The sequence below is a fragment of the Brachyspira innocens ATCC 29796 genome (assembly GCF_000384655.1).
GTDB classification, from domain to species: domain Bacteria; phylum Spirochaetota; class Brachyspiria; order Brachyspirales; family Brachyspiraceae; genus Brachyspira; species Brachyspira innocens.
Map to the genome: position 1 here is coordinate 1 of NZ_ARQI01000098.1, position 15,512 is coordinate 15,512.

The 15,512-nt window shown below is 26.3% G+C and carries 16 protein-coding genes; 9 read left to right on the forward strand and 7 right to left on the reverse strand.

Features of this window, described 5'->3' with window-relative positions; translation table 11 throughout:
- The first annotated feature begins 88 nt into the window (after window positions 1-88).
- The gene (locus F811_RS0105085; RefSeq protein ID WP_020004200.1) at window positions 89-1,192 is read left to right on the forward strand and encodes an ankyrin repeat domain-containing protein; all 1,104 of its coding nucleotides are present in this window, start codon (window positions 89-91) and stop codon (window positions 1,190-1,192) included.
- A gap of 41 nt (window positions 1,193-1,233) precedes the next feature.
- A complete protein-coding gene (locus F811_RS0105090) occupies window positions 1,234-2,118 on the forward strand; it encodes an Rpn family recombination-promoting nuclease/putative transposase (RefSeq protein WP_026364354.1) in 885 nt (294 codons plus the stop codon).
- A gap of 10 nt (window positions 2,119-2,128) precedes the next feature.
- Here F811_RS0105090 and F811_RS0105095 read toward each other — a convergent pair whose 3' ends face one another.
- The 5 genes from F811_RS0105095 to F811_RS0105115 form a co-directional block, all read right to left on the reverse strand.
- Window positions 2,129-2,935 (reverse strand): riboflavin biosynthesis intermediates N-glycosidase, encoded by an 807-nt coding sequence (locus tag F811_RS0105095; protein WP_020004202.1) that lies wholly within the window; start codon window positions 2,933-2,935, stop codon window positions 2,129-2,131.
- Between the two features lie 24 nt (window positions 2,936-2,959).
- Entirely contained in the window at window positions 2,960-3,955 is a 996-nt protein-coding gene (locus F811_RS0105100) for an ABC transporter ATP-binding protein (protein WP_020004203.1), read from the reverse strand.
- Window positions 3,956-4,000: 45 nt separating this feature from the next.
- On the reverse strand, window positions 4,001-4,963 hold the full coding sequence (locus F811_RS0105105; RefSeq protein WP_020004204.1) for an ABC transporter ATP-binding protein: 963 nt from the start codon (window positions 4,961-4,963) through the stop codon (window positions 4,001-4,003).
- A 97-nt stretch (window positions 4,964-5,060) separates the two neighbouring features.
- Entirely contained in the window at window positions 5,061-5,510 is a 450-nt protein-coding gene (locus F811_RS0105110) for a GNAT family N-acetyltransferase (RefSeq protein WP_020004205.1), read from the reverse strand.
- Window positions 5,511-5,526: 16 nt separating this feature from the next.
- Entirely contained in the window at window positions 5,527-5,886 is a 360-nt protein-coding gene (locus tag F811_RS0105115; protein ID WP_020004206.1) for a hypothetical protein, read from the reverse strand.
- 139 nt (window positions 5,887-6,025) lie between these two features.
- On the opposite strand from F811_RS0105115, the gene F811_RS0105120 reads away from it, so the two are divergent.
- The 6 genes from F811_RS0105120 (at window position 6,026) to F811_RS0105145 (ending at window position 11,672) form a co-directional block, all read left to right on the forward strand.
- The gene (locus F811_RS0105120; protein WP_020004207.1) at window positions 6,026-6,769 is read left to right on the forward strand and encodes a L,D-transpeptidase family protein; all 744 of its coding nucleotides are present in this window, start codon (window positions 6,026-6,028) and stop codon (window positions 6,767-6,769) included.
- 66 nt (window positions 6,770-6,835) lie between these two features.
- A complete protein-coding gene (locus F811_RS0105125; RefSeq protein WP_020004208.1) occupies window positions 6,836-7,816 on the forward strand; it encodes a WESB_1763 family membrane protein in 981 nt (326 codons plus the stop codon).
- 50 nt (window positions 7,817-7,866) lie between these two features.
- Window positions 7,867-8,316 (forward strand): tRNA (adenosine(37)-N6)-threonylcarbamoyltransferase complex ATPase subunit type 1 TsaE, encoded by a 450-nt coding sequence (gene tsaE, locus F811_RS0105130; RefSeq protein WP_020004209.1) that lies wholly within the window; start codon window positions 7,867-7,869, stop codon window positions 8,314-8,316.
- Complete coding sequence (locus tag F811_RS0105135) at window positions 8,313-9,344, forward strand: hypothetical protein (protein WP_020004210.1); 1,032 nt, start codon at window positions 8,313-8,315, stop codon at window positions 9,342-9,344. The genes tsaE and F811_RS0105135 overlap by 4 nt, the downstream gene beginning before the upstream one ends.
- A 15-nt stretch (window positions 9,345-9,359) precedes the next feature.
- Window positions 9,360-10,754 carry a tRNA uridine-5-carboxymethylaminomethyl(34) synthesis GTPase MnmE gene (mnmE, locus tag F811_RS0105140; RefSeq protein WP_020004211.1) on the forward strand — a complete coding sequence of 465 codons (1,395 nt, stop codon included), beginning with the start codon at window positions 9,360-9,362 and terminating at the stop codon, window positions 10,752-10,754.
- 132 nt (window positions 10,755-10,886) lie between these two features.
- Complete coding sequence (locus tag F811_RS0105145) at window positions 10,887-11,672, forward strand: outer membrane beta-barrel protein (protein ID WP_020004212.1); 786 nt, start codon at window positions 10,887-10,889, stop codon at window positions 11,670-11,672.
- A 2-nt stretch (window positions 11,673-11,674) separates the two neighbouring features.
- On the opposite strand, the gene F811_RS0105150 is transcribed toward F811_RS0105145, so the two are convergent.
- Window positions 11,675-12,871 carry a cyclic nucleotide-binding domain-containing protein gene (locus F811_RS0105150; protein WP_020004213.1) on the reverse strand — a complete coding sequence of 399 codons (1,197 nt, stop codon included), beginning with the start codon at window positions 12,869-12,871 and terminating at the stop codon, window positions 11,675-11,677.
- A 158-nt stretch (window positions 12,872-13,029) separates the two neighbouring features.
- Window positions 13,030-14,322, reverse strand: a complete 1,293-nt coding sequence (purB, locus tag F811_RS0105155; RefSeq protein WP_020004214.1) for an adenylosuccinate lyase — start codon at window positions 14,320-14,322, stop codon at window positions 13,030-13,032.
- A gap of 170 nt (window positions 14,323-14,492) precedes the next feature.
- Between purB and F811_RS0105160 the strand changes: the two genes are divergently transcribed.
- Window positions 14,493-15,509 carry a threonine aldolase family protein gene (locus F811_RS0105160; protein ID WP_020004215.1) on the forward strand — a complete coding sequence of 339 codons (1,017 nt, stop codon included), beginning with the start codon at window positions 14,493-14,495 and terminating at the stop codon, window positions 15,507-15,509.
- Window positions 15,510-15,512 lie beyond the last annotated feature (3 nt).

The following is a 15,512-nucleotide window of genomic DNA, read 5'->3' on the forward strand; positions in this document are numbered from 1 at the left end:
TCATTTATTTTTTCTTTTATAGCTCCTATTGTAATGGTATTTTTAAAAAATAAATAAAAGTTTAATAATTTAAAGAGGTTTATGAATTATGAAAAAGTTAATATTTATTTTATTTTTATTTAGTCTATACTTATACGCTCAAAATAATGATAATAATAAAAGTAAAGTTTCTGAAAAATTAATAGATTATGTTAATGAAGGTAACGTTAAAGAAGCTGAAAATATTCTTAAACAACATAATGATTATGTAAACAATCGTAATTATGAGGGATTTACATTGTTATCGCTTGCAGTTATACGTAATAATATAGAAATGGCTGAGCTTCTTTTGAAATATAAAGCAGATGTTAATGCTAATGTAGATCTTACAGATAGCGTATTAATAGGTGCAGTTAATAATAAAAATATGGAAATGGTTAAACTACTTTTAAGTTATGGTGCTGATATTGATTATCAGGGCTTTAGAGGAAGAACGGCATTATTTTCTTCTTTAAACAAAGGCGGTGAGAATAAAGAAAATATTGAAATGGTAAAACTCTTAATAAAAAATAAAGCAGATGTTAATATAGCTTATGATGGAGATTATGGAAATGAAGAAACACCTTTAATGTATGCTGCTATGAAAGGCTATAAAGAAACGGTAAAAATATTAATTGAAAATAAAGCCGATATAAATAAAAGAAATATTTATAATGCAAATGCTTTGCTCTATGCTTATATGTATGGACATGAGGATATAGCAGATATTTTACTTCAAAATGGTTCTGATTCTTTAGATAAAAGTTTGAAAGTTTGTAATCTTAATAAAGAAACTTTGCTTAGTTATGATGTTCCATTAATAACTGCTGCAGTGTATTCTACTAATGAAGTTTTTTTACAAAAGCTTATTGATAATGGTGCAAATGTAAATTATAAAAATTATGATGAAAAAACCGCATTGATAGAAGCAGCTGATTATAATAATATTAATGCTGTAAAAGTGCTTCTTAAAAATAATGCTGATGTTAATGTTCAAAATAAGTATGGTATGACAGCATTGATGTGGGCTTGCCGTAGCGGAAATTTAGAAATGACAAAAATGCTTTTAGATGCTGGTGCTGATAAAAGTATAAAAAGAGGTAATTATGATGCATTGTATTATGCCAGAGAATATGGAAAAAATGAAGAGATAATAAAACTTCTTACAAGATAAAAAATATTTACTTTTGTTCTATTTTTTGTTATAATCTGCCTATGAGAAATATAAATAGAATGAATGACTACTTTGTGCGTTATCTTTTAGGCTCTGTAGGTAATGAAGACATACTTGAGAATATAGTTAATTGTGTACTTAGAGATTCAGGATTTGAGGAAGTTTATAATTTAAAAATAATCAATCCTCATAATTTACCTGAAAATATTAATCTTAAAGAATCTGTTTTAGATGTTAAAGCAATCACTAAAGAAAATAAAAAAATTATTATAGAAATACAGCTTTCTGGAAATATTGATTTTGTAAAGAGAATATACTATTACATATCAAAAAATATAGTAAGCGAACTTAATGAAAATGAATCTTATGATATTATTAGTCAGGTTATAAGTATTAATTTTGTGAATTTTAATATGGATTTTTATGATGAAGGTAAAGCTCATAGATGTTTTAAGCTCATAGATACTCAAAATCATAATGTGTCTTTGGATATTATTCAAATGCATATTATAGAAATACCAAGATTTATAAAAATATTAAATAGTTCAGATACAGATGACATTAAGAAAAATAAAATATTATCTTGGATAGAGTTTTTTACGGTGAAAGATTTAGAAGAAGTAAAAGATAAATTAAAGGAGGTTAATGGTATTATGCCTAAAGTAATAGATAAATATGAAAGATTTATATCAAGTAAAGAAGAGATGGAAGTTTATAATGCCAGAGATGCTTTTTTATACGGACAGACTTTAATGCTTAAAAAAGAAAGAGAGGAAGGTATAAAAGAAGGTATAGAACAAGGTATAGAGAAAGGTATAAGAGAAAATCAAATATTAACGGCTAAAAATATGAAAAATAAAAATATGGATATAAATCTTATTAGCGAATTAACGGGTTTGAGTATAGAAGAAGTAGAAAAACTATAATTAATATAAGTTATATATCTTTATAATTTATGAATTTATAAAAATCTATTAAATCATAATTTTTATATACTCTTTTTATTTCATCTCTTACTTGCATTAAAGCAAAGCCTAATAAATTTTCTCCTTTCCAAAAAAATGGATTTTCTATATTTTCATCATCGTATTTCATCTTTATTCCCCATACTTTGTCATAAGGACTTGCCTCAGCTAATACTTTGTTTTTTGTGCTTAATAAAAAATTTCTTAAATCAGTATTTTGTGAGAACTTATAATAATTGCCTGTAAATACTATTTTGTATTTCATTTTATCCCACACTTCATCATCAAAATTTTTAACTTTTCTTCCAAGTTCTTTTATAGCTTTAGGCTGATTGGTATTCAAAATTTCATCAGCTATATTTTTGTCATCAAATAATAATGCCTTATTGTACATCATATATTTTTCCATACAATTAAATATTAAATCATTCTCTTTAAAATCTTTAATATACCACTGACTTAATAATGATTTATTAATTTCTTTTTTATCATTAGTATGTCCGTAAAAGAATAGAAAGTCAATCTTCTTACCAGAATTAAAATCTTTTTTAAGTTTTAACAAAGAATATTTTTGATTTAGTTCTATATTATTACAATATTCTCTTCTATAATCATTAACCATATTACCATCATAAAAACCTTTAAATATTATAGGCTCTTCAAAAAGTTTTTTATATTCTTCTTTATCATCATTTGGAAGTTTATTAAAATAATTATGAAATATTTTATTATAAGAACTATTATTTACAAACCATACAGGCGGCATTATATTCTTCATAAAGAAAATATCCTTATATAAAAATTATTCGGCAAATAGGCATGCAGCACTATGATTTTCTGAAATATTTTTTAATGCTGGAATATCGCTTTTACATTCATCTTTTGCATATATACATCTTGTATGAAATCTGCATCCTGAAGGTATATCGGAAGCATTAGGTATCTCACCCTTAATAGGAAGCTCTTTTATTATGTTAACTCTTCCTGAAGAAGCGTCTGGAACAGCAGCTATCAAAGCCTTAGTATAAGGGTGTTTAGGATTGTCTATTATTTCATCAGCACTTCCTATCTCAACAATACTTCCCAAATACATTACAGCTATAACATCTGCAAAATATCTAGCTGTTGAGAGGTCATGAGTAATATATATGTAGCTTAAATTCTTTTCTATCTGAAGTTCCTTCATCATATAAAGAATCTCAGCCCTTGTTGACAAATCTATCATAGATACGGGTTCATCTGCAACAACTAATTTTGGATTAAGTATCAAAGCTCTTGCTGTAGCTATTCTCTGACGCTGACCTCCTGAAAGCATATGAGGATATCTTTCCATAAACTCCTCTGGAGGATTAATCTTTACATCTCTTAAAGCCTTAATAACCATCTCATCATAAACTTTTTCATCACCATCAATATTATGAATATATAAAGGCTCTTTCAATACATCTTTTATTTTAAATCTAGGATTCATAGAAGCATAAGGGTCTTGAAATATCATCTGAACATTTCTTCTATATTTATGAGCTTCTTCTTTATTAAAGTTATTAATATTTTCATTCTCAAATATAATATTTCCAGAAGTAGGATTAATTAATTTCATTATAAGTTTGCCTATAGTAGTTTTACCGCTTCCAGATTCTCCTATAATGCCAAGTATCTCTCCTCTTTTAAGTTCAAAGCTAACATCATCTACAGCTTTAATCTCTTTAGATTTTTTCATTAAACTTTCTATAATATTGGTATGCGGATTAAAATATTTTTTTACATTTTCAAGTTTTAATATTATATCTTTGCTCATAATTTTCTTCTTTTTGTTATACTGTATATTTTTTATTAATTGTTATTAACTATTAATCAAATGACAAGCACATAAATGACCATTACCAGTGTCTTTTAATATAGGCTCTTCATCTTTGCATTTATCAATTCTTTCTTTGCATCTGTCATAAAACATGCAGCCTTTAGGAGGATTTAATAAATCTGGAGGAGTACCCTCTATAAACTCCAATTTACTTACAGCCTTATTTAATCTAGGAGTGGCAGCTAAAAGTCTCCTTGTATATGGGTGTTTAGCATTTGTATATATATCCTCATTACTAGCAAGCTCTGCAATCTTTCCTCCATACATTACACATACTCTGTCAGAAATCTCTGCTTCTAAAGCCAAATCATGAGTTATAAATATAAATGATAAGTCAAAATCTTTTTTAAGTTTTTTTAATAAATTAATTATCTGTGCCTGAACTATAACATCCAATGCCGTAGTAGGTTCATCAAGTATAATAAGTTTAGGCTTCAAAAACAAAGCAGCTGCTATTACCACTCTCTGCTTCATACCGCCAGAAAGCTCATGGGGATATCTTTTATATATACTTGAATGAAGTCCAACATATTCCAAATACTCTTCTATAAGTTTATTTGCAGCTGTTTTATCCATATCAACATGCCTCTCAAGAGTTTCAAGCATTTGGCTTCCTATAGTATAAACTGGGGTTAGAGAATTCATAGCTCCCTGAAAAACCATAGATATTTTAGACCATCTTATATTTTTTCTAATATATTCTTCTTTAAGAGGAATAATATCTTCGTTATCAAGTATTATTTTTCCGCCTTCATACTTAGCTGGTATAGACGGCATTCTTAAAAGAGATGTTCCCAAACTTGTTTTACCGCATCCAGACTCTCCTACTATGCCTAGGGTCTCGCCTTTTTTTATATTAAAACTAATATCATTAATCGCTTTTACCAGACCTTTAGAAGTATGATAATACATTTTTAAATTTTCTACTTGAAGTATATTTTCCATTTATATTCCTGTTATATTTCTAATCAAAAAATAAATATATTATGTTAATTATAATATAATATTAATATTTTTACAATTAACTTTTAAAAATAATAATTCAGTAAATCATATAATGGAAATGAACGCCGTTTTCTTCCTGAATATCATTATAAAGCTTTATAAATCCAAGTTTTTTATAAAACTCCAAAGCATAATCACTTGATTTTACAGTATATTTGTCAGACTTTAAAATGTTTTTTGCTTCTTCAAATAATCTTGTACCTATTTTTGATTTGAAATATTTATCATTTACGAAGAAAAGAGAAATATGATCATAATTGATTATTTCTATCATACCCAAAATAGAATTATTTTGATTTCTTGCTATAAGTATGAGAGAGCCTTCCATAAAAAATCTTAATCTCATATTGTCAGAAGATATAAACAATAATACATTATTTATACCCTCTTCTGTGTCAATATGTGAATTGTATTTTAAATATATATTTTTGGCAAGCATAGAAATTTCTTCAATATCATCTACACTTGCTTTTTCTATTTTTATCATTTACATAAATTGTATATTATTCAAAAACTTTTATAAGTCTCTGAAAAGGTAAATGATTAGTATCTTTAACAAAAGAACCATTTTTATAATATCTTAAATATGGTATTAAACCATTATTCCATACTGTTTCTTTAAAATTCATAAATGGTTCATATAAAGGACTTTGATTATACATACAAATATAAACTGTAATATCTATAGGTGATTTTTCCTCATTAGCTTTTAATTCTCTTTCTAATCCTTTCCAATCTCCGCACCAATCCTGTGTAAATATGGCTATTACATTTTCTGCAGATTTTTTTATATCATCACTCACTTCTTTAGTATCAATTATATTCTGCATCTCTTTTTCATCAATAGTTTTGAAAGTTAGCATTAGCTCCTCCGTAAAATATATATAATTATAATAATTTAGTTAGATAGATAATACAATAAAAAATACTTTTAATCAAGGCAGTTATTTACGATAATAAAGCAATTAAATAATTCGCATATTATTTATTATGGAGGGTAAAATGAAAAAAATTATTATATACACTATGGCAATATTCAATATCATAAGTTCAGTATCATTTGCAGGCAGTTTTCTTGATGAACAAAAAAGATATGCCAGAGTAAGAACAGCAATAAAAGAAAAAGATGCATTAATAAAACAAAATATAATAAATAATAATATCAAATTAAATGAAATGAACATTCTAATAACTGCATACAAACAGGAAGACATACTAGAAATATATGCAAAAAACAAAAATGATAAAACATACAAAAAAATAGCAGAGTATAAAATAGCAGCAAAATCTGGAATATTAGGTCCTAAAAGAATGGAAGGAGATTTGCAGGTACCTGAAGGTTTTTATTATATAGACAGATTTAATCCTGCAAGCAGCTATTATCTTTCTTTGGGTATTAATTATCCTAATGAAGCAGACAGAAAAAAAAGCAATGCCAAAAAATTAGGCGGAGATATATTTATTCATGGGGCAAATGTTACTATAGGATGCATGCCTATGACAGACGATAAAATTAAGGAAATATATTTATATGCCATATATGCAAAAGATAATGGTCAGAATAAAATACCAGTATACATATTTCCTTTTAAAATGACTGATAACAATTTTAACTACTATAAAAAAATATATGAAAGCTCATTAATAGATTTTTGGAAAAATATAAAAGAAGGCTATGATATATTTCAAAATACTAAAAAAGAAATAACTATAAGAATAGATAATAACGGAAACTACATATTTTAATGTCCTTGCAATTTTTTTATAATAGTATTATTATATATATGTACATAATAATCGGATATTACTTTAATGATTCAAGAAAACAGAAATAACTCTTTTATTAGTAAATACAATTTTTGGTCTTATATCCTTATTGCAATTGTATTTTTTAATTATTTATTATTCAGAGCTATTGTAATTGACAGTAATTCTTCATTATATTTAATTACTTTTATATTGGATTATATAGTATTAATATCATTTTTTCTATTAGTATTCTACAAATTCTATAATTTTATATTCACATCTCAATTACTGCTCTCTATTATCGGAATACTATTTTTAATATTCGGTACTCTAAAGTTATATGCTATTGATATAAATATATATAATATAATAGAACTTTTATTTTTTGCATCATTATTAATTCTTACTTTAATGATATTAATTCCAATGATATTATCAAAAAATATAACTGAACTAGAAAGAGGTATTTATATATTTATTTTGCTTTCTTTATTATCATCTAATATAAATTATCTTATAATATCAGCAAATAAAGTTATAGATACTGACAGTTTTCATTATATTTCAACGTATATTTCTAATTATATGTCAAAATTATCATCGTTTTCTTTTTTGGTATTAATGATATCTTATATATTAATATTTATAAAAAAAGTTATCATGAAAAATATAAATAGATCATTTATGTTTGCAATAATAGCCATTATACTATCAATAATAGCTATATTTTCTTTTGGAAATAGTTTTTTCTTAATCATAATATCATTTTTCAGTGCTTTAGGAATAGTGATGTATCTTCATTTTGTTGTTTATATGGTGATTATGATTATGTTTTTCATAACTTTATTCACATCATTTATGACCTCAATAGTATCAAAAGAATATTATCCTAAACTTATAATATTTACACTTTTTATACTTGCTGGACTTGATATGAGTAACTTCTCTTTAAGATTGATAGCATTATTTGCAATTATGGAAATATCAGGCATTCAAAATAATCAAAAAGATGATACTTCATATTTGACAAATAATGACCTATGATATATTATTTTCCATTATTAAATAACGATTAAAAAATAAATAAATTAAATATGAAAAAAGAAATTTTAAAAGAAGAAGAAAATATTGATATTAATAGTATAGAAAATATTGCTGAATATTTAAAAAGCATATTAAAAGATGGTGATATCGTGATAATGGAAGGCAATTTAGGATTCGGTAAAACTACATTTGTACGTATATTATCAAGACTTCTTGAAAGCGATAATATAGTAAGCAGCCCGTCTTTCACATTAATAAATGAATATGATATAATACTTAACGGCAAAGAAAGTACATTAAGACATGTTGATTTATATCGTCTTGACAGTAAAGAAGAACTTGACGATATAGGATTTAAAGATAAAATTAAAGAAAACGGAATTACTATTATAGAATGGGGCAATAAGTTCATAAACTACTTTGAAACTCCGTACTATTTGTTTGAAATAGAAATGAAAGAAGAAAACAGCAGATTATATAGGATAAGTTTGATTTCATGAAAAAATGTTTTTTATTATTTATTATATTATTTTTAACACTATTTATTTTATCATGCAGTAATAGAGTAATAGATAATAATACTGTAATATATTCAAAAACAACTGTATCTTCAGTAAATATCATTATAGGAAATGCAATAGAATATGAAGTGCATATAATATCAAAAAATGGTATAGACTATAATTATGAAGATGTTTCATTTGATGATAGAAATAATAAAACAAGAATAATATCAGTTGAAAATAAAACTAAAGACAGAGGGAAATATAAAGAAAGAATTATAAAATACCAAATAGGTTTTTATGATATAGGTCAATTTGTAATATATCCTTTTAAAATTTCTTATAATTATAATAATGAATATAGAGAGCTTTTAGGCGAAGATGTTAATATATTAGTGAACTCTTTTTCTGACGGAGAGACACTTCCTCCTATGAAAAGAACTATGAGTATACCTATGCCTAAATATGTATGGATATTTGCTGTATTAATTGTTATTGCTGTTATAGCTATAATAATACTAATATTCTCTATTATCAAATACATAGAAAAGAAATTTAATGAAAAAATTAATATTAAAGAAGATACAGAAGCATTAAATGCATTAAAAACATTAGACTGCACTACATACTATAATGAAAATAAATATGCTGAATACTATTTTGAATTAACATTTATTTTCAAAAGATATCTTACAAAAAGATTTATGTTTAATATAGAAGACATGACAACAAGCGAGATTAATGATCTTTTTCAAAATCATCATTTTAATGACAGCGAATATATAATAAATATGCTTGAAGAATCAGACTATATAAAGTTTGCAAAACAGATTCCAGAACTTAATATAATGCAGAAAGATTATGATTTTTGTGTGAATTATATAATAAATAACGGAAACTTACAAACTGCTTTAAAACTTCAGGAAAAAGAAAATAAAAGAATAGAAAAAGAAGAAAGAAAAAAATTAAAACATCAGAAAAAAATGAATAAAAAAATACAGCAGCTTGAAGAAAACAATAGTTAAGAGTTTATAAAAATTATGAATGAATACGATATAAAAGACACTATAGCAGCATTATCAACCCCCTATTCAAAAAGTGCATTAGCCTTGATAAGAATGTCTGGAAGCAAAGCATTGGAAATAGCATCAAAAATATGTTTTTATGCAGGAGATGAAAATAAAAATATAAAAAAATTTGAACATAGAAAAAGCTATTATGCATTAGTAAAAGATGAAAATAATACCCCTATAGATGAACTTATAGTGCTTTCAACACTTGCTCCAAATACATTTACTTCAGAAGATACTATAGAGTTTATTTCTCATGGAAGTATTGTTGTAATAGACTCTCTTTTAAATCTCTTAATAAGAAACGGAGCAAGAGCTGCAAATAGAGGCGAGTTTACATACAGAGCATATATTAACGGACGTATTGGTATAAGCGAAGCCGAAGCTATACATGATTTAATAGATTCTAATAACAGACTTATGGCAGAGGCAAGCATATATAAAATGCGTGGAAGACTTACAAGAGAAATAGATAAACTCAGAGATAATATCAAAAACTCTCTAATGCTTGTTTACGGAGAATTAGATTTTCCAGAAGATGATACAGAAACATTTTCTTATGACAAATTAATAGAAAATTTTATAAATATAAAAAAAGATATAGAAAATATTTTATACAATTCAAGCAGAGTAGAAAATCTTATTAACGGTATAAAGGTTGCTATACTTGGAAGAGTTAATGCTGGAAAAAGCAGTATATTTAATATGATACTCGATAAAAACAGAGCAATAGTTTCTAATATAGCTGGAACTACTAGAGATTTTTTAAGTGAGAATATATATATTGATAATATACCATTTTATTTGATGGATACTGCAGGTTTTCATAAAGAGGCTGATAATGATATAGAGCTTGAAGGCATAGAAAGGGCAAAAAAATGTGCTAATGAAGCTAATATTATACTTGCTGTATTTGATTCATCAGGCAATGCCGATGAAAATGATATTAACTTAATAGAGTTTTTAAAAACATTAAAAAATAAAAATATAATATACATTCTAAATAAAAGTGATGAAGAGCAAAAATTTGATTATAATATTGACTCAAAAAATATTATAAACATAAGCACAAAAACAAAAGAAGGTAAAGATAAATTAATACAAGCCTTAAAAAATTATGTAAATGATTCAGACATTGATATATTTAATAAAGAAAGCTATGTCAATAACAGAGAAAGAGGCTATTTAGAAAAAGGACTTAAACAGATTGATATATGTATAGAAAAATCCAAAATGTCGTTTTCATTAGATGAAGTTGCAGAAGAGATGAACATATTAAACAATATACTAGGAAATGTAAGCGGAAAAATAGATGCTGAAGAAGTAATTAATGAAATATTTGCAAACTTCTGCATAGGAAAATAATTATAAAATTTCATTTGCTAAACTACAAAAAAATAGTATATTTATTATAATACTGAATTAAAAAAGACGATAAATATTAGAATATATAATATTAATTATGTGAAAATGATAAAGGGAGTTTAATATATATTTATGAAAAAGTTATTTGCAGTGGCTGCTGTTTTTATATTAATAAATTTATCTCTTTTTGCTGAAAGCGGATTTGAAGGAATATTCAATATGCCAGTAGGACTTTCTGTAGGAATGCCTATGGGACCTAAAGATGATACTGCAAAAAAATTCGGACTTGGTTTTGATATAGGAATTACTGCTCAATTCGGATATATAGTAGATTTTAAAAATGGTGTAGGTTTAAGTATATTGGGAGAAGCGGGATATAGTCATGATACTTATGCATATACAATAGCTTCATCAGACAGCAGTATAGAAAATTTAAGCTCTGTATCTTTTCACAGTCTTCAGGTAGGACTTCTTCCGAAAATCAATATAAAAGATTTTTCTATAGGTATAGGCGGAGGATTAAAAATACCTATATCTGGAACTATTGAAAATAAAATAACAACATATGGAACTAATTACACCGCAGAAGGATATAATGTAAATATACTGGATATAGTTAATGAATATGACAAAATGAATGTAATACCTTATGTTAAATTAACATTTGATTATTCTGTATTCAATAATTATAATGTAGCTGCAAATTTCGGGTTATATTTTGATTATGAGTTTGGTACTAGAAAAAAAATAGATGAAAAAACATATACTTCTGTAGATAGCTTCGGAGCAGGACTTCAAGTTGGTTTAAGATTCAGTCCTTTTAAAACTCCTTATAAAAAACTACCTGCTTCTAACAATACAAATAATAATAATAAATCAAATGCAGTTGTATCGCCTGAATCTTATAAGAAGAAGTAAAATTATTTGTGATGACTTTTTATAGAAAGCCTTTTTTTATATGTTTCATACTCTTTTATAAAGTTATTAATATCAATTACATGGATATAATCATCATCTATAGTAATATAATGTATTTTCTTAAGCTCACTTTTTATAACACCAATATCATTATACCCTATTACAGCTGCTATATCATGTAATTTATATAATAGGTCAGCAGTATTTATTTCCTTGCCTGTAAATAAAGTTTCAGTTCTCACTATATAATATATGGTAATAAGCAGTTTCATAAATATATCCTGACTGTTAAGTGCCATAACTTTAAGAACACTGTTTCTTATTTTGGTACATATTATTTTTAGATAATAAGGTCTTAAAGAGTTAACATTAGCTACTATTGATATAAACTCTTCTTTTTTTAGCAGCTTAATTTTAGAATCTTCAAGAACTACAGTTGTAGTTGAAAGAGGCTGATAATTAATATCAGGCATATATCCGTCTATAAGATTGTTGCTGGAATAAATTGCTCTTGTAACCAATTTGGAGTTTACAACATTATATACACCCACTTTTCCAGAATTAATAATATAAAGATAATTACCTGCTATAAGCTCCGTATATAAGCAATATCCTTTTTTATAAAAAAATACATTATCTTCCATTGCTTCTGGTTCTGGCAAACTATACTCTTTCATAGAATCTATCATATCTTTAATATCTTTAATACTGCTGCTGTTAGGAAAAAGTTTTAAATATTGATTGTATATTTGATAAGCAGCTGTAGGAAGGTTGTTATCATTATATACTTGTGCCATATTTAAGACATATCCTTCATTAATATCATATTTAGTCATAGAATGATGATGTGAAAGATTAATATAATATTTGCTTAGCCATACCTCTAAAGAATTTTCTAAATAATTATGCATTTTTTTTATTAGCTCTTTATTATATATCTTAATAATATCATCTATATTTATTTCTAAAGCCTCAATATCAGTATCAGCTTTAACATTAAAAAAGTATGGTTCATTTAATGCTGAATTTACAAGTCCTAATATATCACCCTTTGTATATTCCATATTGCTGTCAAAATATTTTCCGTACGATACAGCTTTTCCGCTGGTTATTATATAAAAAGATTTTTTAGGATAATTATCCTCTATAAAAATGATAGAGGATTTTTTAAATGATACAATATTATTATAGTTAATCATCATATCCCCCATATACATATGATAATATCATATTAACTTATAAAAAATATAAGTCAATATGATATAATTATTTTTTATACAAATAAAACGCTAAATAAAAAGAGACCTTATAAAAATATAAAGCCTCTTTTGTTTCTTACTTACTTATATAAATTATATTATATACCAAATCTTTTCATTATAACATCAATATTTCTCAAATAATAAGCATAATCAAAACAATCATCTATCTCTTTATCGCTTAAATATTTTGTTATATCTTCATCTTTATGAACGTTCTCTCTAAAATCTTCGTTATTGAGCCATTTTTTCATTGCATTTCTCTGAACCCATCTGTAGGCATTGTCTCTGTCTATGCCTTTATTGACTAAACTTATCAATATTCTTTGACTGAATATTAAACCGCCTGTTTTTTCAATATTAGCCTTCATAGCATCTGGATATATTAAAAGTTTATCAACTATATCAATAAATTTATTAAGAGCATAATCAACAGCAATAGTAGAGTCTGGAAGTATAACACGCTCTACTGATGAATGGCTTATATCTCTTTCATGCCAAAGTGTAATGTCTTCCATAGAAGCCAACGCATTACCTCTTACAATTCTAGCTAAACCAGATATTCTCTCACAAGTAATAGGATTTCTTTTATGAGGCATAGCTGATGAACCTTTTTGTTTTTCGCTGAAATATTCTTCTGCTTCTCTTATATCAGTTCTTTGAAGATTTCTAATTTCTGTAGCAAATTTCTCTAATGAACTTGCCACTATTGCCAATGTAGTAAGGTACTGTGCATGCCTATCTCTTTGTATTATTTGAGTAGAAACTTTATCGGCTTCTATTCCTAGCTTTTTACAAACAATCTCTTCTATTCTAGGGTCAATATTGCTGTAAGTACCAACAGCACCTGAAATTTTACCTACAGAAACTTGTTTTTTAGCCTCTTCTACTCTCTTAATATTTCTTTCATTTTCATCATACCATAGTATAAATTTTAATCCCAATGTCATAGGTTCAGCATGTATACCATGTGTACGTCCTATACAAGGAGTATATTTATGTTCTTTAGCTCTTCTTAATAATACTTCTGATAATCTTTTTAAATCATCAAGTATTATTTCGGCAGATCTTTTCATCATCACAGCCAAAGCAGTATCTTTAACATCGCTTGAAGTTAATCCTTTATGTATATACTGTCCGCCCTCGCCTACATTTTCCTGAACGGCAGTTACAAATGAAATTATGTCATGATTAGTTTCTTTTTCTATTTCTGCAATTCTCTCTACTGTAAAAGTAGCTTTTTCTTTAATGTTTTTTACTGCTTCTGAAGGTATCTCTCCAATTTCAGCCATAGCCTCACATGCAGCAATCTCAACATCAAGCATAACCTGAAACTCATTTTGCAAGCTCCAAAGCTCGCCCATTTCTTTTCTTGTATATCTTTTTATCATAGATTATTTATCCTTAATATAAAAAATTATAAAATACCAAATCATTATAGATAAAATTATGAATTATTTCAATTATTTTTTAATATAAGTTGTAATTTATAAAAAAAGAAATAGAATTATTTAGAAATAAAAATTAAAAAAAGTTTTTATATAAATCGGAGTTAAGACAAATGAAAATCTATGATTTAAGAAGCGACACAATTACAAAACCAAGCGAAGCAATGCGTAAAGCAATATACAATGCAGAATGCGGCGATGATGTTTATATGGAAGACCCTACAGTAAATAAACTTCAAAAAATGGCTGCTGAAATTACTGGAAAAGAAAAAGCAATATTTGTTTCAAGCGGTACTATGGGTAATTTAATACCTATGATGATATTAGGAAGAAAAAATAAACAGGTTTTGCTAGAAGAAGAATCTCATATAGTACATTATGAACTTGGAGGGGCTTCATCTTTAGCTGGTATTATGCCTCTAACTGTAAAAGCTGATAGAGGAATACTAACAAAAGATATTATAAAAAACTATATCAAAGAACAGCCGTATTATATGTCATCTGTAAGTATAGTTGAAGTAGAAAACAGTCATAACAGACATGGAGGAAGCGTTTATCCTATAGAGGTATTAAAAGAACTTTATGATTTCACTAAATCAAAAAATATTCATCTTCATATGGACGGTGCTAGAGTTTTTAATGCATCTATAGCAAGCAAAAAATCTGTAAAAGAAATAGCTTCAAATACAGACTCTATAACATTCTGTTTATCAAAAGGACTTGGAGCACCTATGGGGGCTATGATATGCGGAAATAAAGATTTTATTGATGAGGCGTTTAGCATAAGAAAATTAATAGGAGGCGGAATGAGACAAATAGGACTTATGGCCGCAGCTTGCATATATGCTTTAGAACACAATATACAAAGCCTAGAAGAAGATCATCAAAAAGCAAAAAAAATAGCAAAAGCAATAATTGAAAGTAAAATAGGCACTATTAATTTAGAAAACGTTGAAACTAATATAGTAATAGCAGATACTAAAGAGCCTTCATCAAATATATTATCAAAATTATCAGAACAAGGAATAAAAGCAAGCTCTTTCGGAGACTATAAAATAAGATTTGTTACGCATAGAGATATAAGTATGGAAGAAACAGAAGAGGTTTGCTCTATAATAAAAAAATTATAAAAC